Origin of the sequence: Pseudonocardia phyllosphaerae (assembly GCF_046546475.1) — a bacterium.
Classification (GTDB): Bacteria; Actinomycetota; Actinomycetes; order Mycobacteriales; family Pseudonocardiaceae; genus Pseudonocardia; species Pseudonocardia phyllosphaerae.
Window position 1 is genome coordinate 1 of sequence record NZ_JBKGXS010000008.1, and the last position, 16,817, is coordinate 16,817.

Below are 16,817 nucleotides of genomic sequence, written 5' to 3' on the forward strand. Positions count from 1 at the left end.
CCCACCGAACTGAACAATCTGGTGATGCTGTGCAAATCCCATCACCGGCTGATCCACAAACCAGGATGGGAGGTCCGGATACGCGGCGGGCTGCCCGAGTTCATTCCGCCCGCGTGGATCGACCCTGCCCGCCGGCCGAAACGACAGCCGAGCCTGCTCATTCCCGGGACGGGCCGCATCGACCTGCCCGGGCAACGCTCCGGTGAGCAGCAGGCGCCGGTGTCGGCATGAACGCCGGCTCACCGCCGGACCGGCTGGCGCAGGATCGTCCGCAGCTTCGCCGGGTCGGCCCGGCGCGGGTCGCTGAGATAGATCTCGTGGTGCCGGCCGGCGAGGGTCAGCCCGTGCTCGGGCACGACCTCGTCGTGGATGCGCCGCAGGAGCGGGCCCTCGTCGTCGTACGGCCCGACGTGCAGCGCCTGCACGCACAAGCCCTCGGACAGCGTCCCGACGCGGACGTCGCCGAGCCGGACCGGCGGGTCCTTCTTCGCCGCCACCTGCTCGGCCGCCGCGGCGACCAGGTCGTCGGGCACCCGGTCCGGGATCAGGATCATCATCGTCCAGGACCAGCGCGACTTGTCCCGCTCCGTCGTGAACGTCGCCATGTCCTCGGCCCACCACAGCCCCTCGAGCGGCATGACGACGTAGTCGAGCCCGAGTTCGCGCCGGCTCGCGAACTTGATCGTGTACGCGAGCGGGTAGAGCGCGCCGACGGCGTCGGCGTAGACCTCGGTGTTCGGGTCACCGTGCCCGTCGATCATGAGGAACCGCAGGTCGGGGACCTCGACGAGCTCCGGGCGATTCCGGCGCGCGGAGTAACAGGCGAACTCGCGCTTGAGATCCGTCGCCGCCACGGTCGCTCCTCCACCAGGTCACCGGGGCGACGATCGTCCCGGAACCGGGCCCGCGCGGCCAGTGTCGCCGGGGTCGCCGGGGGCGCCGGGGGCGCCGGGGTCGCCGGGGTCGCCGGGGTCGCCGGGGTCGCCGATATCCGAGAGTGACCGCAGCTGCGTCTATTCTCGTGACATGTCCGCGCATTCGCCGTCCTCCCCGCGCCTCCTGTCACGACGGACGGTGACGATCGGGCTCGCGGTGACCGCACTCGTGTTCGTCGTCGGCCTGCTCTGGGCCAAGTGGGTGCCCTACGTCGGGCAGGCGGTGAAGGCGGCCGGGTCCGGCACGTGGAGCGGTTCGAACACCCTGACCGCGGGCGGGGTGCAGCCGGGCGACCCGCCGTCGTGGCACGCGGCGACGTCGTTCGCGATCGCCTACGGCACCTCGATCTGGAAGGCGCTCGTCGTCGCGCTGCTGCTGAGCGCGGCGCTGCAGGCGCTCGTGCCGCCGGACCTGCTGCGCCGGGTGCTCAACCGCCGCAGCCCGGTCACCGGTGCGCTCGCCGGCGGGCTCGCCGGGACGCCGTCGATGATGTGCACCTGCTGCACCGCACCGGTCGTCGTCGCGATGCGCCGCTCCGGTGTCGCAACGGCGGCGACCGTCGCGTACTGGCTGGGGAACCCGCTGCTCAACCCGGCTGTGCTGGTGTTCCTGGTGTTCGTCGCGCCGTGGGAGTGGACGGTGACCCGGCTCGTGGTCGGGATCGTCGTGGTCGTCGGCGGTGCCGCGCTGGTTGCGCGCTTCACCGAGGGGCGCACCCTGCCTGCCGAGATCACCGGGGAGGGCACCCCGGCCACCGCCACGGAGCCCCGGCCGGGGAACGCGGCGACGCGGTTCCTCCGCGCCCTCGCCCGCACCGCGCTGATCATCGTGCCGGAGTACCTGGTGATCGTGCTGCTGGTCGGCGCGTTCCGCGGCTGGCTGCTCCCGCTCGACGCGGCCACCGCGTCCGGGCTGCTGTTCGTGCTGGTCGCGGCGGTGCTGGGCACGCTGGTCGTGATCCCGACGGCCGGGGAGATCCCGGTCCTGCAGGGCCTCGCGCTGGCCGGCGTCGCGGCAGGACCGCTCGGGGCGCTGCTGATCACGCTGCCGATCGTGAGCCTGCCGGGGATCGTGATGGTCGCTCGGGCGCTCGGTCCGCGGGCGACGGCGGCGACCGGCGCACTCGCCGTCGTCGGCGGGCTGCTCGGGGCCGGGATGCTGGCGGTGCTGTGATGACGAGCGGTGCTGTGACGGCAAGCGGTGCTGTGACGACGACCTGTCCCGCCGTACTCAACGTATAGCGCGGGGCGGGGCTTGCCGCAAGACCCCGCCACCGGCGCACACTCTCCGCTCGTACCCCTTCTGACCTCGGTGAACGGGCGGTCCATGTACGACGTGATCATTGCCGGCGGTGGCCCCACGGGCCTCATGCTGGCCTGCGAGCTGCGGCTGCACGGCGTCCATACCCTCGTGCTCGAACGCGAGCCCGAACCACTCCCGCACGTCCGCTCGCTCGGGATGCACGTGCGCAGCATCGAGATCCTGGACCAGCGCGGCCTGCTGGACCGGTTCCTCGAGCACGGCGTCGTCCACGAGCGCGGCGGGTTCTACGCCGGCATCCCGGCCCCGTGGCCGTCCGGGATCGACACCCCGCACCCGTACATCCTCGGGATCCCGCAGCCGGTGACCGACCGGCTGCTCGCCGAGCGCGCCGTCGAGCTCGGCACCGAGATCCGGCGCGGCGCCGAGCTCACCGGCGTCACCCAGGACGACGCGGGAGTGACCGCCGTCCTCGCCGACGGCACCGAGGTGCGCGGCCGGTTCCTGGCCGGCTGCGACGGCGGCCGCAGCACCGTGCGCAAGCTGCTCGGCATCGGGTTCCCCGGCGAGCCCGCGACCAGCGAGACGCTGCTCGGCGAGATGCGGGTGACCGCGCCGGCCGAGGAGATCACCGAGGTCGTCACGCGGGTCCGGCGGACGCAGGTGCGCTTCGGGCTCGGCCCGATGGGCGGCGACGGGCTGTACCGCGTCGTCGTCCCGGCCGACGGGCTGTCCGACGACCGCTCCGTCCCGCCGACGCTGGAGGAGTTCCGCGCGCAGCTCGTCGCCACCGCGGGCACCGACTTCGGCGTGCACTCCCCGCGCTGGCTGTCCCGTTTCGGCGACGCCACCCGGGTCGCCGACGAGTGGCGCCGCGGCCGGGTGCTGCTGGCCGGCGACGCCGCGCACATCCACCCGCCGACCGGCGGGCAGGGGCTCAACCTGGGCATCCAGGACGCGGTCAACCTGGGCTGGAAGCTCGCCGCCGAGGTCGGCGGCTGGGCCCCGGACGGTCTGCTCGACACCTACAGCAGCGAGCGGAAACCGGTCGCCGCGAGCGTCGTCGACAACACCCGCGCGCAGATGGAGCTGATGTCGACCACACCCGGCGCGCAGGCCGTGCGGCGGCTGGTGACCGAGCTGATCGGCTTCGAGGAGGTGAACCGGCACCTCATGGAGAAGATCGTCGGGCTCGACGTGCGCTACGACGTCGGCACCGGCTCCGACCTGCTCGGCAGGCGGATGCGCGACGTCCCGCTGAAGGAGGGCACGCTCTACGACCGGATGCACGACGGCCGCGGCGTCCTGCTGGACCGCACCGGCGGACTGTCCGTCGCGGCCTGGGCGGACCGGGTGGACCGGGTCGTCGCGGACCCGGACGAGAGCGGGCAGCAGGCAGTGCTGGTGCGCCCGGACGGCTACGTCGTGTGGGTCGGCGACGACCAGGAGGGCCTGCGGGAGGCTCTCCCCCGATGGTTCGGATCGGCCCGCTGATCGCTCACTCCGGCACCGCCGCCACGCCCCGCACGATCGCCTCCACCCCGAACGCGAACGCCTCGTCCGGCGCCTCCCGGGCCGCCTCCTGTTCGACGATCCCGGTGCGGTGCAACTCGGCGTAGTTCTGCTCCTCGGCGACGAAGCCCAGGACGTAGTGCACCAGTGTCCGCGCCGCCCAGTGGGCCCGCGCCGGGGCGAGGTCGAACGCGCGGTGCAGCCCGTGCAGCGGGGCCAGCGCCTCGGGCCGGAAGGCGTGCGCGAACGAAACCAGCTCGGCGCCGTCGCGGACCCGCAGCAGGGCCGCGCGCAGCGCCGTCGCGGCGGCGCGCGGGTCGTCGTCGGGGATCGGCGCCGGGGTCGTCGCGAGGAGGTGTTCGGCCACGGCGACCAGCAGATCCTGCTTGCTCGGGACGTGGTAATAGAGCGCGCCCGGTCGGACGCCGAGACCGTCGGCCAGGCGGCGCATCGACAGCCCGCCGAGGCCCTGCTCGCCCAGCAGTGCGGTCGCCTGCTCGACGATCCGCTCACGGTTCAGCGCCACCGGTGTCCCCCTCCGTCCACACCAGTCTGACCCGGTGCCGCGACGCCACGGGAACCGGCAGGGCTTGTCGCTCCCGCACCCACCGGCTAGCGTTTGAACGGTGTTCAAAACCTTCGACGACCTCGCCTCCCGCCAGCTCGCCGGTGGCCGCCTGGAGGCCGACGAGGCCCGGACCGTCCTCGAGGCACCCGACACCGAGGTGCTCACTCTGATCGCCGCGGCTAGCCGCCTGCGCCGTGCCTACTTCGACGACCTGGTGAAGGTCAACTACCTGGTCAACCTGAAGTCGGGCCTGTGCCCCGAGGACTGCGGCTACTGCTCGCAGCGGCTCGGCTCCACCGCCGACATCGAGAAGTACTCGTGGCTCTCCACCGAAGAGGCCATCCGCCAGGCAGGCGCCGGGATCTCCGGTGGCGCGTCGCGGGTCTGCCTGGTCGCCAGCGGCCGCGGGCCGGGCAACCGCGACGTCGAGCGGGTCGCCGACGTCGTCGGGGAGCTCAAGAACACCCACCCCGGCGTCGAGGTGTGCGCCTGCCTGGGCTTCCTCAAGGACGGCCAGGCCGACCGGCTCAAGGAGTCCGGTGTCGACGCCTACAACCACAACCTCAACACCGCCGAGTCCAAGTACGCCTCGATCTGCTCCACCCACACCTACGACGATCGCGTCGACACCGTCGAGAAGTCCCGCGACGCGGGCCTGTCCCCCTGCTCCGGGCTGATCGTGGGCATGGGCGAGACCGACGACGAGGTCATCGACACGATCTTCGCGCTGCGCGACCTCGGCGCGGACTCGATCCCGATCAACTTCCTGATGCCGTTCGAGGGCACCCCGCTGAAGGGCACCTGGCAGCTCGACCCGCAGCGCTGCCTGCGGATCCTCGCGCTCGCCCGGTTCGCCTGCCCGCAGGCGGAGATCCGGATGGCCGGTGGCCGGGAGATGCACCTGCGCTCGATGCAGGGCCTCGCGCTGCACGTCGCGAACTCGCTGTTCCTCGGCGACTACCTGACCAGCGAGGGCCAGGAGGCACAGGCCGACCTGGACATGATCGCCGACGCCGGGTTCCGGGTGCTGGGCAAGCAGGAGAAGCTGCCGTCGACGGTGCAGGTGCCGATCACGCGCCGGCGCGGCGCGGGCACGGACGCCGTCCCGAACGCATGACCGCCACCGCACCGACCGGCACCACACCGAGCAGCACAGCACCCACCGGCAGCACACCGAGCAGCACCGACCTGATCGGGCGCGACCGTGGGCTGCTCTGGCATCCCTACGCCGCGCTCGACGGTCCTGCACCGTACGCGGTACTGGCCGCGTCGGGCAGCCGGCTGGAGCTGGCCGACGACGACGGGCGACGCCACGACGTCGTCGACGCGATGAGCTCGTGGTGGTGCATGATCCACGGCTACCGGCACCCGGCGCTCGACGCGGCGGTGCACGAGCAGGCCGACCGGTTCAGCCACGTCATGTTCGGCGGGCTCACCCACGAGCCCGCCGTCCGGCTCGCCGAGGACCTCGTCGCGTTCGCACCGGACCCGCTGCGGCACGTGTTCCTCGCCGACTCCGGTTCGGTGTCGGTGGAGGTCGCGCTCAAGCTGGCGGTGCAGTTCCAGGCCGCGGCCGGGCGTCCGGAGCGGCGGCGGTTCGTCGCGCTGCGCGGCGGCTACCACGGTGACACCACCGGGGCGATGAGCGTCTGCGACCCGGTTGACGGCATGCACTCGCTGTTCCCCGGCCTGGTCGCCGACCAGCTGTTCCTCCCCCGCCCGCCCGCGGCACCGACCGCGGACGGCCGGCTCGCCGCCCCCGACGCGGCCGCCGTCGCGACGTGGGTCGCCGAGGCCGAGCGGATCGTGGCCGAGCACGCCGGCGAGATCGCGGCGGTCGTCGTCGAGCCGGTGCTGCAGGGGGCCGGTGGGATGCACGTCTACCCGCCCGAGTGCCTGATGGCGCTGCGCCGGATCGCCGACGAGCACGGCGTCCTGCTGGTCGCCGACGAGATCGCGACCGGGTTCGGGCGGACCGGCGCCCGGTTCGCCTGCGACCACGCAGGCGTCGTCCCGGACGTGATGTGCGTGGGCAAGGCGCTCACCGGCGGTTACCTCACGATGGCGGCGGTGCTGGTGAGCGACCGGGTCGCCGAGGCGATCACCCGGTCCCCGCAGCGGGCGCTGCTGCACGGGCCGACGTTCATGGCGAACCCGCTGGCCTGCGCAGTGGCGTCGGCGTCGGTTGCTCTGCTCACCCTCGAGCTGGAACGCCGGGTCGGCACCCTCGGATCACGGCTCGCCGCCGCGCTCGCCCCGGCTGCGGATCTGGACGCGGTGCGTGACGTACGGGTGCTCGGCGGGGTCGGCGTCGTCGCGCTGGACGGGCCGGTCGACGTCGGCGCGGTGACCCGGGCGGCGCTGGAACGCGGCGTCTGGGTGCGCCCGTTCCGCAACCTGGTCTACACGATGCCGCCGTACGTCTGCTCCGACGAGGACATCGATACCATCGGCGCGGCCGTCACCGGCGCGGTCGAGGAGGTGCACGGCCGGTGACGGCGACCAACGACCGGACGGCGATGGACGGCTGGCTGGCGGCCGCCGCGGACCGCAGGCGCGACGACGGGCTGGTCCGCCGGACCGACGCCCGCCGGCATCCGCGGGCCCGCGACGGCGTGCTCGACCTGGCCTCGAACGACTACCTGGGCCTCGCGACGGACGCGCGGCTGCGCGCCGCGGCGATCGTCGCGACCGAGCGCTACGGCACCGGCGCGGGCGCGTCGCGGGTGGTCACCGGCACGACCGGGGCGCACGACGACCTGGAGGACGCGCTGGTCACGTTGACCGGGCAGCGCTCGGCGCTGGTGTTCTCCAGTGGCTACGCGGCCAACACCGGACTGCTCACCGCGCTCGGCGACCCGGACACGCTGATCATCAGCGACGCGCACGTGCACGCCTCGCTGATCGACGGCGCACGGCTGTCCCGGTCGCCGGTCGTGGTGTGCCCGCACGCCGACCTGGGCGCGCTGGAGTCGTTGCTGCGCAACCGGAACGAGCCCCGCGTCGTGGTGGTCGTCGAGTCGGTGTACTCGGTGCTCGGCGACGCCGCGGACCTGGTGCGCACTGCCGCGCTGTGCCGCGAGCACGACGCGCTGCTGGTCGTCGACGAGGCGCACGGCATCGGCGTCCTGGGTGAGGGGCGGGGCGCGGTGCACGCGGCCGGGCTCGCCGGGGCGCCGCACGTCGCGGTGACCGCGACGCTGTCGAAGGCGCTCGGTGCACAGGGTGGTGCGGTGTTGGGCGCTCCGGCGCTGCGCGAACACCTGGTCAACTCCGCGCGCAGCTTCGTGTTCGACACCGGCCTCGCGCCCGCGGCCGCGGCAGCCGCTGCGCAGGCCGCGCGGATCGTCGACGCCGACCCGGGTCTGCCCGCGGCCCTGCACGCCGTCGCCGACGTCGTCGCCGCGGCCGCCGGGGTCGAGCGCGCACCGGGCGCGGTGCAGTCGGTGCCCGCCGACGGTCCCGGGCAGGCGGTCGCCGCCGCCGAGACCCTGCTCGACGCCGGGGTGCTGGTCGGGTGCTTCCGCCCGCCGAGCGTCCCCGACGGGATTTCGCGACTGCGGCTCGTCGCCCGCGCCGGGGTCGACGTCGACCGTGCGGCGCAGGCCGCCGACCTGGCCGGACGATCGGTCCGTACGCCGGTGGGAGGTGCGGTGTGACCGCGCACGTGCGGTTCGTGACCGGTACCGACACCGAGGTCGGCAAGACGGTGACGACGGCCGCGCTGGCCGCCGCGCTCGTCGCTGACGGGCGTTCGGTGGCGGTCTACAAGCCGGTGCAGTCCGGACTGGAGGACGGCGCCGGTGACATGGACACGATCACCCGGCTCACCGGAGTGACCTCGGTGCACGAGGGCATCCGACTGCCCGACCCGATGGCGCCGCGCGCGTCGGCCGCCCGGGCCGGGGTGCCGCTGCCGCCGGTCACGACGCACCTGGCGACGATCGCGGCGCTCGCCGAGCGGCACGACCACGTGCTCGTCGAGGGCGCCGGTGGGCTGCTGGTGGAACTGACCGACGACGGCGCGACCCTCGCCGACCTGGCCGCCGCCGTCGAGGGGTCGGCGACGGTCGTGGTCTGCCGCAGCGGGCTGGGGACGCTGAACCACACCGCACTCACGGTGGAGGCGTTGCAGCGCAGGGGTGTCGCGGTCGCCGGTGTGGTGATCGGGTCGTGGCCGGAGCGGCCGTCGGAGATCGAGAGCGACAACCGGCGGTGTCTCGGTGCGATCGGCCCGGGGTTGCTCGGCGCGGTGCCGGCCGGAGCGGGACGATCGGCACCGGCGGTGTTCCGGGAGCGGGCGCCGACGTGGGTCGCCCGCTCGCCGGTCACTGCCGCGTGACCGGGCACCGGTCCGCACACAGTGGACAGTCCTGTGGTGGCCACGTCGAGATCGTCTCCTCGGCCAGCGCGACCAACGGGACGCCGACCCGCTCGGCCATCCGCGCGGCGCCGCCGCCGAGGACGAGGAACGCGGCGATCCCCACCGGGCGGACACCGTGTTCGGCGAGCGCCCGCAGGGTGGCTCCGGTGGCCGAGCCCGCGTTGATCGCGTCGTCGACGACGACGGCGCCACGGCCGCGCAGATCGCGCGAGGCCGCGAGCCGGTAACCGACGCCGTCCGCCGGTGTCTCGACGCGTTCGGCGCCGACGAACCGGAGACCGAGCCGCTCGGCCACGCCGTACGCCACCAACGCACCACCGGTGCACGGCCCGACGACCACGTCGGCGCCGATCGGCCGCAGCCGCTCCGCGAGGTCGTCGAGCAGCGGGGTGACCCGGTCCGGGCGGGCGAAGAAGTCGTCGAGGTCGAGCCAGAGGTCTCCGTGCAGCCCGGACTCGAACACGAAGTGCCCACGCTCGGACCGCATGCGGTCCAGGACACTGACGGCCATGCCCGCAGTGTGGGTCCGGGAGTGGTGTCGTGACCACCTCGGAGCAGAACCGGTCGACGAGCTGTTCCGCCTCGACCAGATGTCGACGGTCCTGGGGCTCCGGCTCGCCGACGGGAGCGAGGTGGTCCTGAAGTCCCGCTACGACGACGACCGCGCCGATGCCTGCATCACCGCACAGGCCCGGCTGGCCGATGCCGGTCTGCCCTGCGCGCGGCCGCTGACACCGGCGATCCGGGTCGGATCGTCGGTCGTGCACGCCGAGGAGTACCGCCCCGGCGGCGAGATTCTGGCCGGTGACTGCCCCGAGGTCGCCGCGCGCTACGCCGAGGTGTTCGCCGACCTGGCGGCCGTACTCGAGAACGTGGTCGTGCCACCTCCGTTGCCGAACCCGCGCTGGATCGCGTGGGACCACACCGGCCCCGGGCTGTGGCCGGAGATCGGCGAACTGGACAGCCGGGACCAGAGCGCGGTGCCCGGACACGTCGTCACGACCGCGGAGCGGGCTCACGCCCGCCTGTCGGCCACGGCCCTTCGGTGCGTGCTCGGCCACGCCGACTACGAGGCCCAGAACCTGCGATGGCGCGACGGCGAGATCCGGGCGGTGCACGACTGGGACTCGCTCGCCTGGCAGCCGGAGGCCGCGTTGGTGGGTGCCGCGAGTGGCACGTTCCCCAGCGCCCGGCCACCGACCCTCGCCCCGGTCGCGAGCTCGAAGGCCTTCCTCGAGACCTACCAGCACCGTCGCGGCCGGTTGTTCACCGCCGAGGAGACCGAGATCGCCTGGGCCGCGAGCCTGTGGCCGGCCGCCCACAACGCGCGATGGGAGGCGTTGCACGGCACCGCCCCGATCGCCGAGCGCGCGCTGCGGGACCAAGCCGCGGAGCGGCTGCGGCGGGCCGGTTGCTGATCCTGCGGCTACTGCGCGTCCCCACGCAGGAGCCAACGGGTCGTCCGCACCTCGATGAGCGCTCGTGGCCCGGAACCGTCGTCAGCCGTGATGTCCCACCCGTCGTACTTCCGGGCGAGCAACGCGACCGCGGCGTCGGGGAACTCCGCCGTGTGGACTCGCACGGCGCCTTCTGCGACGACCGGGCGGCGGCCGTCGTCCAACGCCAGCGACACCATCGGCTGATCACGACAGTTCCGGACCTTCACCGAGCCCGCATTGCATCCGATCCACCAGGTGCCGTCGTCGAAAACGAACCACACCGGTGTGACGTGCGGAGACCCGTCCGGCCGCACGGTGGCGAGCCAGACGATGTCCTCGTGCCGGAGTCTGTTCGCGATCACCGGTTCGGCCGGATCCATGTATCGAGTATCGCTGCTCAGCACTCGACAGGACCCCCGCGGCCGTGCCCCTCGCCCGAGCGTGACCGACCGATCGACGACGTCGTCCTGACCCTGCCTCACCCGGCCGCGTGAGCAACCCGCTCCTCGACCGCACGGGCGCACCCAGCCGCATCGAGGTGCGCCGTGTCCAGCACCAGGTGCTCCTGGTCCCACGGCTCGTACTCCCGCCGCTGCACGTCCGCCCAGGTCGGCAGGCGCAACCCCGGCACGTCGACGGTCCGCTGCTCCACCCGCCGCCGGTGCTCCACCGCGTCCGAGCAGACGATCTCGACCTCGACCAGCGCCGCGCCGGCCGCCGACGCCGCGTCCCGCCATGCGTCGCGGGTGATCTGCAGCGGGTTGACGCACTCGGCCACGACGACAGGCGTCCCCGCCCCCAGCTGCTCCGCCGCGAGCGCGTACCCGATCTCGTAGCCGACCGGGCCCAGCGGCTGCTCCAGTGCGGTGTGCTCGACGACGGTCTGCTCGATGGTGTCGATCCGCAGGTACGCCGCACCGGACGCGCGGACGAACTCGTTCGCGACCGTGGTCTTGCCCGTCCCGGGCAGGCCGCCGAGGACGACCAGAACGGCGCGGGTGCTGCTCACACCCGCGATGATGGACCCATCACCCGGTCACCGCTCCACGACGGTCACCGCCGAGCCGATCGGGACGCGGGACAGCTTCGTTCCGGCCGCGTCGGATGGTGGCGCGGGAAACCTCCGGCGATGCTCCCCAGCCGGTAGACAGGGGTGCGGGACCCGGACCCGGAAGCTCTACTCACGTCCCTCCTCGACCACCCGCCGCGTGTACCCCGCCGCGACGAGCCGGTCGTAGGCAGCCGTGACCGCTGCGGGCACGTCCTGCGGCACCGCCCAGCCCCGCTCGGCGTGCAGCCACACCCGCTGGGTGTCGCCGACGAGCATGTCGACGACGCGGTCCGGGTCGCCGATCCCGGCGACGTAGTCGTCGAGCGACACCTCCTGCGACGCACACACGACGTCGACCTCCGGCCAGCGCATGCGGCACTGGGCGTAGGCGCGTCGCTGCTGGTAGGGCCGGGTCACGAGCAGGACCGACGACACGTCGAGCCCGCGGGCGCGGACGAGGTCGCGGGTGCGGTCGATGTTCTCGCCGGTGTTGGTGGCGGAGGGCTCGACGAGGATCGCCGCGTCCGGGACGCCGAGCTCCAGCGCGTGCTCCCGGTAGTGCACAGCCTCGCCGCGCGGGAAGCGCTCGACGGTGGTCGGGGCGTTGGCGCCGGTGAACACGATCGTCGGGAACAGCCCGCGCCGGTACAGCTGCGCGGTGCAGGTGGCGACGCCGAGGTCGTGGCTGCCGAGGCCGACCGCGAGATCGACGGGCCGGAGCCGGTGGTGCATCCGGCTGAAGTCCCACAGCGTCTCGACGTCGGCCCGGCGTTCGGCCGGAATCCCCTTCAGAGCGTCGCTCCCCGGTTCGCGTCATCGCCACCCCGCGGTCCCCCGCACGTGCATGCCGTCTCCGGTGAGGCCCCGGCCGGATAAATCGACGTCGCGTGCGGGGCGTCGGCCTTGACGGTGTACACCTCCCACGGCTCGGCGCCGGGAGCGTGCACCCAGACCTTGTCCTGCAGGGCATAACAGCACTCGGTGTCGTCCTCGACGCGCGCGGACAACCCCAGCTCCGCGAGGCGTGCCGCGGCCCGGCCGACCTTGTCGCTGGTCCCGACCTCGACGCCGAGGTGGTCGATGACCGTGTCCACGCCGGGCGGCCCCTCGATCAGGACCAGCTTCAGCGGCGGCTCCGCGACGGCGAAGTTCGCGTACCCGGGGCGCCGTTTGGCCGGCCGCACGCCGAACAACGACGCGTAGAAGCTGACCGACGCTTCGAGGTCGGACACCCGCAGTGCGAGCTGGACACGAGACATGAGTGACGCTCCCGGCATCGACGACGATCGGTACCGAGATTGCGCCGAACTTCGACAACAGTCAAGATAGACGAGTGTCGAACCAAGGTCCTGACGGGACCGACCCGGCCGAGTGCTGCTCCCCGCTGGTCCGCGAGCCACTGACCGCCGCGCAGGCGGCAGAACTCGCCCGCTCGTTCAAGGCGATGGGCGACCCGGTACGGCTCCGGCTGCTGTCCCTGATCGCATCGCACGCGGGCGGCGAGGCGTGTGTCTGCGACCTGACCGGCGTGTTCGCGCTGTCGGGCCCGACGATCAGCCACCACCTGAAGGTGCTGCGGGAGGCCGGCCTCGTCTCGGGCGAGCGCCGGGGAACGTGGATCTACTACCGGGTCCGCCCGGAGGTCCTGGAGCGGCTGTCCGGGCTCCTCGCCGCCGACGCCCCGGCGGGGGCGTCGTGAGCGCGCGGACCGGTCCCGCGCCGGTCGTGGAGAAGCTGTCCACTCTCGACCGGTTCCTGCCCGTCTGGATCCTGGCGGCCATGGGGATCGGGCTGCTCGGGGGCCGGCTGATCCCGGGAGCGGGCGCCGCCCTCGACGGCCTGTCCGTGGCCGGGGTGTCCCTCCCGATCGCGCTCGGCCTGCTGGTCATGATGTATCCGGTGCTGGCCAAGGTCCGCTACGACCGCCTGGACACCGTCACCGCCGACCGGCCACTCCTGATCGCCTCGCTCGCGCTGAACTGGGTCGCGGGCCCGGCGCTGATGTTCGTGCTGGCGTGGCTGCTGCTGCCGGACCTGCCCGAGTACCGCACCGGCCTGATCGTGGTCGGGCTCGCGCGCTGCATCGCCATGGTCGTCATCTGGAACGACCTCGCCTGCGGCGACCGGGAGGCCGCGGCCGTGCTGGTGGCGCTGAACTCGGTGTTCCAGGTGATCGCGTTCGCCGCGCTGGGCTGGTTCTACCTCTCCGTCCTGCCCGGATGGCTGGGCCTGCCGACCGCGGACCTGGACGTCTCCCCGTGGCAGATCGCCGGCTCGGTACTGGTGTTCCTCGGCGTTCCGCTGGTGGCCGGCTATCTCTCCCGACGCGTCGGTGAACGCGCCCGGGGCCGTGCCTGGTACGAGTCGCGGTTCCTGCCCCGCGTCGGACCGCTCGCCCTCTACGGGCTGCTGTTCACGATCGTGGTCCTGTTCGCGTTGCAGGGCGACGCGATCACCGCCCGCCCGCTCGACGTCGCCCGGATCGCGGTGCCGCTGCTCGTGTACTTCGCCGTGATGTGGGCCGGGGCCCTGCTGCTCGGCCGTGGGATCGGCCTCGGCTACCCCCGGGCCACCACGCTCGCGTTCACCGCGGCGGGCAACAACTTCGAGCTCGCCATCGCCGTCGCCGTCGCCACGTTCGGCGTCACGTCCGGGCAGGCGCTCGCCGGAGTCGTCGGGCCGCTGATCGAGGTCCCGGTCCTCGTCGCGCTGGTGCACGTCTCCCTGGCCGTCCGGCGCCGCTGGCCCCAGCCCGCGTGACCGGCGGTCACCGCCGGGAACGACCGGTCACCGCCGTCGTGCCGGATGACGCTCTTCCTGCTGGTCACCGGCGTAATCTGCGGAGTGAGCGAGTGCCCCCGGTGGGATTCGAACCCACACCGGTAACCCTTTTAAGGGGCTTGCCTCTGCCGTTGGGCTACGGGGGCGCCGCGTCAGCCTAGCCATCGGGGAGGCACACCGGATGACCACCGGCACCGAGAAGGTCCAGCTCCGCGGAGCAGCGGCGACACTGCTGTTCACGCTCTACCTGCGCCGGCTCGACGCGCTGACCGACCGCCCGATCCTCGGCGACCCGTACGCCGTCGCGACCTGGGACCGGATCGAGCACGACGTCAGCCGGATCGGCACGCTGTCCGGCGACTCAGCCACCGTCGTCAGCCGCGCCGCGATCCTCGACGGCTGGACCCGCGAGTTCCTCGCCGAGCACCCGGACGGCCAGGTCCTGCACCTCGGATGCGGCCTCGACAGCCGCCCGCTGCGACTCGACGTCCCGGCGACCTGCCGGTGGATCGACGTCGATCAGCCGGAGGTCATGGACATCCGCGCCCGGCTCTACGACGTCCCCGCGCACGTCGAGCAGGTCGCCGCGTCGGTCGCCGACGACGACTGGTGGGACGAGGTCGACACCCTCCGGCCGACCCTGGTCCTCGCCGAGGGGCTGCTGATGTACCTGCCGCCGACGGCCGTCGACACGATCGTCCACCGGGTCACGACCCGGCTGTCGCGCGGCGTCCTCGCCTTCGACGCCGTCTCCCCCTGGACGCAGCAGCTGTCGCGGCTGACCAAGCTGGTCACCGGCGTCGACACCCGGTTCCAGTGGTCGTGGGACGGCACGGAGTTCGCACACCGCCACCCCGCGCTGCGCGAGCGCGACGACGTCTCCGTCTACGACGAGGCGATGCTGCGCACCCCGAACCCCTGGCGGCGGGCGTGGCTCGCGGCACTCGGTGTGCTCCCCGGGTTCGCGGACATGATGCGGCTGCACCGCTTCCGCTTCTGACCTGCGGTGCTGCGTATCGGTGAGCAGAGCAGAGCGCACCGGCTGACCTGCGGTGATGCGTACAGGTGAGCAGAGCAAAGCGCGGGCCGAGCAGCCCCGGCTCACCCCGTGACCGGCAACCCCGCCGCCCGCGCCGTCGCCGCCAGGACGTCCTCCAGCATCGCCGGGGTCAGCCGTCCGGTGAAGGTGTTCTGCTGGCTCACGTGGTAGCAGCCGAACAGCTCCAGCGGCTCCCGCGCGGGGCCCGCGGACGCCCCCGCAGGCTCCGCGGGCTGCAGCGTCACCGATGCCCCGTGCCCGAACTTCGGCGCCGGGCGCGGCACCGTCCACCCGGCTCCGGCGAGCACCGGAAGCAGCGCCTGCCAGCCGAACCCGCCGAGCACCATGACCGAGCGCAGCGTCGGGGCGAGCAGGTCCAGCTCGCGTTCCAGCCACACCCGGCAGGTGTCGCGTTCGGCAGGGGTCGGCTTGTTCGCCGGCGGCGCGCAGTGCACCGGTGCGGTGATCCGCACGCCGTACAGCTCCAGCCCGTCGCCGAGATGGGTGGCGGTCGGCTGGGACGCGAGCCCGACGGCGTGCATCGCCGCGTAGAGCACGTCGCCGGAGCGGTCACCGGTGAACATGCGGCCGGTCCGGTTGGCGCCGTGCGCGGCCGGGGCGAGCCCGACGATCAGCATCGACGCGTCGGCCGGGCCGAAGCCGGGCACCGGGCGCCCCCAGTAGGTCTGGTCGCGGAACGACGCGCGCTTCTCCACGGCAACCTGCTCGCGCCACTCAACCAGCCGCGGGCAGGCCCGGCACTCCGCGACCGCGCGGTCGAGCTCGGCCAGCGACGCGGGAACGGCCGCGTCGACGCTCATGCGATGGAGCGCGCGATGCCGTCCAGGATGTCGTGCTCGGACACCACGACCTTCCCGATCCCGGCGCGGGCGTGCAGCTCGTCGGCCAGTGCCTGCACGACCAGCGCACCGGCGCCGATGACGTCGACCCGGCCCGGATGCAGCGACCCGTGCTTCTCCTTCTCCGCGCGCGGCGCGTGCACCAGCTCGTCGGCCAGCCGGTGCAGCTGCTCGCGGGACAGGGTCGAGTTGTGCACGGCGTCGCGGTCGTAGGCGGGCAGCTCCTGCGCGATCGCCGACAGCGACGTGATCGTCCCGGCGACGCCGACCCAGGTCGTCACACCCTCGACCGGTACCGCGGCGAACGCCTCGTCGAGCACCGCGGACGCGACCAGGCGGGCCTCGTCGACCTGCTCCGGGGTGGCCGGGTCGTCGGGCAGGCAGCGCTCGGTCAGGCGCACCGACCCGATGTCCACGGACTTGGCCGCGGTCACCTCGGCGACGCCGTCGCGCAGCTCCCCGACGACGACCTCGGTGGACCCGCCGCCGACGTCGGTGACCACGAACGGTCCGTCGTCGGGGTCCAGGTCGCCGACGGCGCCGACGAACGACAGCCGCGCCTCCTCGTCCCCGGTGATCACCTCGGCGTCGACACCGAGGGTGTCGCGCACCATCGCGAAGAACTCCTCGCGGTTCGACGCGTCCCGGGTCGCCGAGGTGGCGACCATCCGGATCCGCTCGGCGCCCTTGCGGCGGGCCGCCGCGGCGTAGTCGACGAGTGCGGCGCGGGTGCGCTCCAGCGCCTCCGGGTCGAGCCGGCCGGTCGCGTCCACCCCCTTGCCGAGGCGGACGACGCGCATCTCCCGGTGCAGGTCACGCAGGTCCTTGAGCCCGTCGAAGGACTCCGTGACGTCGGCGACGAGCAGACGGGTCGAGTTGGTCCCGCAGTCGATGGCGGCCACCCGCGACATCGGCAGCTCTCCTCGTGGTGGTGGGGCGTTCGGACGGGGCACGGGGCGGGCCCGTCGACGGTCACCGTACGCGGAC

Annotated in this window: 20 protein-coding genes and 1 tRNA gene; 11 read left to right on the forward strand and 10 right to left on the reverse strand. The window is 73.3% G+C overall.

Annotated elements, in window-relative coordinates:
* Nucleotides 1–231: HNH endonuclease signature motif containing protein (locus ACLE50_RS16580; RefSeq protein ID WP_410944469.1), on the forward strand; the 231-nt coding region annotated here is incomplete at its 5' end.
* 8 nt (nucleotides 232–239) lie between these two features.
* Here ACLE50_RS16580 and ACLE50_RS16585 read toward each other — a convergent pair.
* The gene (locus ACLE50_RS16585) at nucleotides 240–854 is read right to left on the reverse strand and encodes a GyrI-like domain-containing protein (RefSeq protein WP_410944470.1); all 615 of its coding nucleotides are present in this window, start codon (nucleotides 852–854) and stop codon (nucleotides 240–242) included.
* 172 nt (nucleotides 855–1,026) lie between these two features.
* Here ACLE50_RS16585 and ACLE50_RS16590 point away from each other — a divergent pair, with 172 nt between their 5' ends.
* Both ACLE50_RS16590 and rox read left to right on the forward strand, forming a co-directional pair.
* A complete protein-coding gene (locus tag ACLE50_RS16590; protein ID WP_410944471.1) occupies nucleotides 1,027–2,109 on the forward strand; it encodes a permease in 1,083 nt (360 codons plus the stop codon).
* 153 nt (nucleotides 2,110–2,262) lie between these two features.
* Nucleotides 2,263–3,690 carry a rifampin monooxygenase gene (gene rox / locus ACLE50_RS16595; protein WP_410944472.1) on the forward strand — a complete coding sequence of 476 codons (1,428 nt, stop codon included), beginning with the start codon at nucleotides 2,263–2,265 and terminating at the stop codon, nucleotides 3,688–3,690.
* Between the two features lie 4 nt (nucleotides 3,691–3,694).
* Here rox and ACLE50_RS16600 read toward each other — a convergent pair whose 3' ends face one another.
* Entirely contained in the window at nucleotides 3,695–4,234 is a 540-nt protein-coding gene (locus tag ACLE50_RS16600) for a TetR/AcrR family transcriptional regulator (RefSeq protein ID WP_410944473.1), read from the reverse strand.
* 100 nt (nucleotides 4,235–4,334) lie between these two features.
* On the opposite strand from ACLE50_RS16600, the gene bioB reads away from it, so the two are divergent.
* From bioB to bioD, 4 genes are read left to right on the forward strand one after another with little or no spacing between them, the layout of a single operon-like run.
* Nucleotides 4,335–5,393, forward strand: coding sequence for a biotin synthase BioB (gene bioB / locus ACLE50_RS16605; protein WP_410944474.1), 1,059 nt, complete (start codon nucleotides 4,335–4,337; stop codon nucleotides 5,391–5,393).
* Entirely contained in the window at nucleotides 5,390–6,772 is a 1,383-nt protein-coding gene (bioA, locus tag ACLE50_RS16610) for an adenosylmethionine--8-amino-7-oxononanoate transaminase (RefSeq protein ID WP_410944475.1), read from the forward strand. The genes bioB and bioA overlap by 4 nt, the downstream gene beginning before the upstream one ends.
* A gap of 23 nt (nucleotides 6,773–6,795) precedes the next feature.
* Complete coding sequence (locus ACLE50_RS16615; protein WP_410944724.1) at nucleotides 6,796–7,935, forward strand: aminotransferase class I/II-fold pyridoxal phosphate-dependent enzyme; 1,140 nt, start codon at nucleotides 6,796–6,798, stop codon at nucleotides 7,933–7,935.
* A complete protein-coding gene (gene bioD / locus ACLE50_RS16620; RefSeq protein WP_410944476.1) occupies nucleotides 7,932–8,618 on the forward strand; it encodes a dethiobiotin synthase in 687 nt (228 codons plus the stop codon). The genes ACLE50_RS16615 and bioD overlap by 4 nt, the downstream gene beginning before the upstream one ends.
* Here bioD and ACLE50_RS16625 read toward each other — a convergent pair.
* A complete protein-coding gene (locus tag ACLE50_RS16625; protein WP_410944477.1) occupies nucleotides 8,605–9,171 on the reverse strand; it encodes an orotate phosphoribosyltransferase in 567 nt (188 codons plus the stop codon). The genes bioD and ACLE50_RS16625 overlap by 14 nt on opposite strands.
* On the opposite strand from ACLE50_RS16625, the gene ACLE50_RS16630 reads away from it, so the two are divergent.
* On the forward strand, nucleotides 9,170–10,078 hold the full coding sequence (locus ACLE50_RS16630) for an aminoglycoside phosphotransferase/kinase family protein (RefSeq protein WP_410944478.1): 909 nt from the start codon (nucleotides 9,170–9,172) through the stop codon (nucleotides 10,076–10,078). The genes ACLE50_RS16625 and ACLE50_RS16630 overlap by 2 nt on opposite strands.
* An 8-nt stretch (nucleotides 10,079–10,086) precedes the next feature.
* Here ACLE50_RS16630 and ACLE50_RS16635 read toward each other — a convergent pair whose 3' ends face one another.
* From ACLE50_RS16635 to ACLE50_RS16650, 4 genes are all read right to left on the reverse strand, one after another.
* The gene (locus ACLE50_RS16635; RefSeq protein ID WP_410944479.1) at nucleotides 10,087–10,503 is read right to left on the reverse strand and encodes a pyridoxamine 5'-phosphate oxidase family protein; all 417 of its coding nucleotides are present in this window, start codon (nucleotides 10,501–10,503) and stop codon (nucleotides 10,087–10,089) included.
* A gap of 74 nt (nucleotides 10,504–10,577) precedes the next feature.
* Entirely contained in the window at nucleotides 10,578–11,108 is a 531-nt protein-coding gene (locus ACLE50_RS16640) for an AAA family ATPase (RefSeq protein WP_410944480.1), read from the reverse strand.
* 168 nt (nucleotides 11,109–11,276) lie between these two features.
* Entirely contained in the window at nucleotides 11,277–11,882 is a 606-nt protein-coding gene (locus tag ACLE50_RS16645; protein WP_410944481.1) for a YdcF family protein, read from the reverse strand.
* Between the two features lie 56 nt (nucleotides 11,883–11,938).
* On the reverse strand, nucleotides 11,939–12,409 hold the full coding sequence (locus ACLE50_RS16650) for an ArsI/CadI family heavy metal resistance metalloenzyme (RefSeq protein ID WP_410944482.1): 471 nt from the start codon (nucleotides 12,407–12,409) through the stop codon (nucleotides 11,939–11,941).
* A gap of 74 nt (nucleotides 12,410–12,483) precedes the next feature.
* Here ACLE50_RS16650 and ACLE50_RS16655 point away from each other — a divergent pair, with 74 nt between their 5' ends.
* Together ACLE50_RS16655 and arsB are read left to right on the forward strand one after the other, a co-directional pair.
* On the forward strand, nucleotides 12,484–12,849 hold the full coding sequence (locus ACLE50_RS16655; protein ID WP_410944483.1) for an ArsR/SmtB family transcription factor: 366 nt from the start codon (nucleotides 12,484–12,486) through the stop codon (nucleotides 12,847–12,849).
* Nucleotides 12,846–13,910 (forward strand): ACR3 family arsenite efflux transporter, encoded by a 1,065-nt coding sequence (arsB, locus tag ACLE50_RS16660; RefSeq protein WP_410944484.1) that lies wholly within the window; start codon nucleotides 12,846–12,848, stop codon nucleotides 13,908–13,910. The genes ACLE50_RS16655 and arsB overlap by 4 nt, the downstream gene beginning before the upstream one ends.
* A 93-nt stretch (nucleotides 13,911–14,003) precedes the next feature.
* Here the strand turns inward: arsB and ACLE50_RS16665 are convergent.
* A tRNA-Leu gene (locus tag ACLE50_RS16665) sits at nucleotides 14,004–14,077 on the reverse strand.
* 35 nt (nucleotides 14,078–14,112) lie between these two features.
* On the opposite strand from ACLE50_RS16665, the gene ACLE50_RS16670 reads away from it, so the two are divergent.
* Nucleotides 14,113–14,931 carry a class I SAM-dependent methyltransferase gene (locus ACLE50_RS16670; RefSeq protein ID WP_410944485.1) on the forward strand — a complete coding sequence of 273 codons (819 nt, stop codon included), beginning with the start codon at nucleotides 14,113–14,115 and terminating at the stop codon, nucleotides 14,929–14,931.
* Between the two features lie 101 nt (nucleotides 14,932–15,032).
* On the opposite strand, the gene ACLE50_RS16675 is transcribed toward ACLE50_RS16670, so the two are convergent.
* Both ACLE50_RS16675 and ACLE50_RS16680 read right to left on the reverse strand, forming a co-directional pair.
* A complete protein-coding gene (locus ACLE50_RS16675) occupies nucleotides 15,033–15,791 on the reverse strand; it encodes a uracil-DNA glycosylase (protein ID WP_410944486.1) in 759 nt (252 codons plus the stop codon).
* A complete protein-coding gene (locus tag ACLE50_RS16680) occupies nucleotides 15,788–16,741 on the reverse strand; it encodes a Ppx/GppA phosphatase family protein (protein WP_410944487.1) in 954 nt (317 codons plus the stop codon). The genes ACLE50_RS16675 and ACLE50_RS16680 overlap by 4 nt, the downstream gene beginning before the upstream one ends.
* Between the last annotated feature and the right edge of the window lie 76 nt (nucleotides 16,742–16,817).

Excerpts from the sequence above, each read along its gene's own strand:
- ACLE50_RS16630 (WP_410944478.1), top strand. The coding sequence starts at position 9,170 with ATGCCCGCAGTGTGGGTCCGGGAGTGGTGTCGTGACCACCTCGGAGCA.
- ACLE50_RS16615 (WP_410944724.1), top strand. The coding sequence starts at position 6,796 with ATGGACGGCTGGCTGGCGGCCGCCGCGGACCGCAGGCGCGACGACGGG.
- ACLE50_RS16625 (WP_410944477.1), bottom strand. The coding sequence starts at position 9,171 with ATGGCCGTCAGTGTCCTGGACCGCATGCGGTCCGAGCGTGGGCACTTC.
- ACLE50_RS16680 (WP_410944487.1), bottom strand. The coding sequence starts at position 16,741 with ATGTCGCGGGTGGCCGCCATCGACTGCGGGACCAACTCGACCCGTCTG.
- ACLE50_RS16645 (WP_410944481.1), bottom strand. The coding sequence starts at position 11,882 with ATGCACCACCGGCTCCGGCCCGTCGATCTCGCGGTCGGCCTCGGCAGC.
- ACLE50_RS16590 (WP_410944471.1), top strand. The coding sequence starts at position 1,027 with ATGTCCGCGCATTCGCCGTCCTCCCCGCGCCTCCTGTCACGACGGACG.
- ACLE50_RS16670 (WP_410944485.1), top strand. The coding sequence starts at position 14,113 with ATGACCACCGGCACCGAGAAGGTCCAGCTCCGCGGAGCAGCGGCGACA.
- rox (WP_410944472.1), top strand. The coding sequence starts at position 2,263 with ATGTACGACGTGATCATTGCCGGCGGTGGCCCCACGGGCCTCATGCTG.
- ACLE50_RS16650 (WP_410944482.1), bottom strand. The coding sequence starts at position 12,409 with ATGTCTCGTGTCCAGCTCGCACTGCGGGTGTCCGACCTCGAAGCGTCG.
- bioA (WP_410944475.1), top strand. The coding sequence starts at position 5,390 with ATGACCGCCACCGCACCGACCGGCACCACACCGAGCAGCACAGCACCC.
- ACLE50_RS16675 (WP_410944486.1), bottom strand. The coding sequence starts at position 15,791 with ATGAGCGTCGACGCGGCCGTTCCCGCGTCGCTGGCCGAGCTCGACCGC.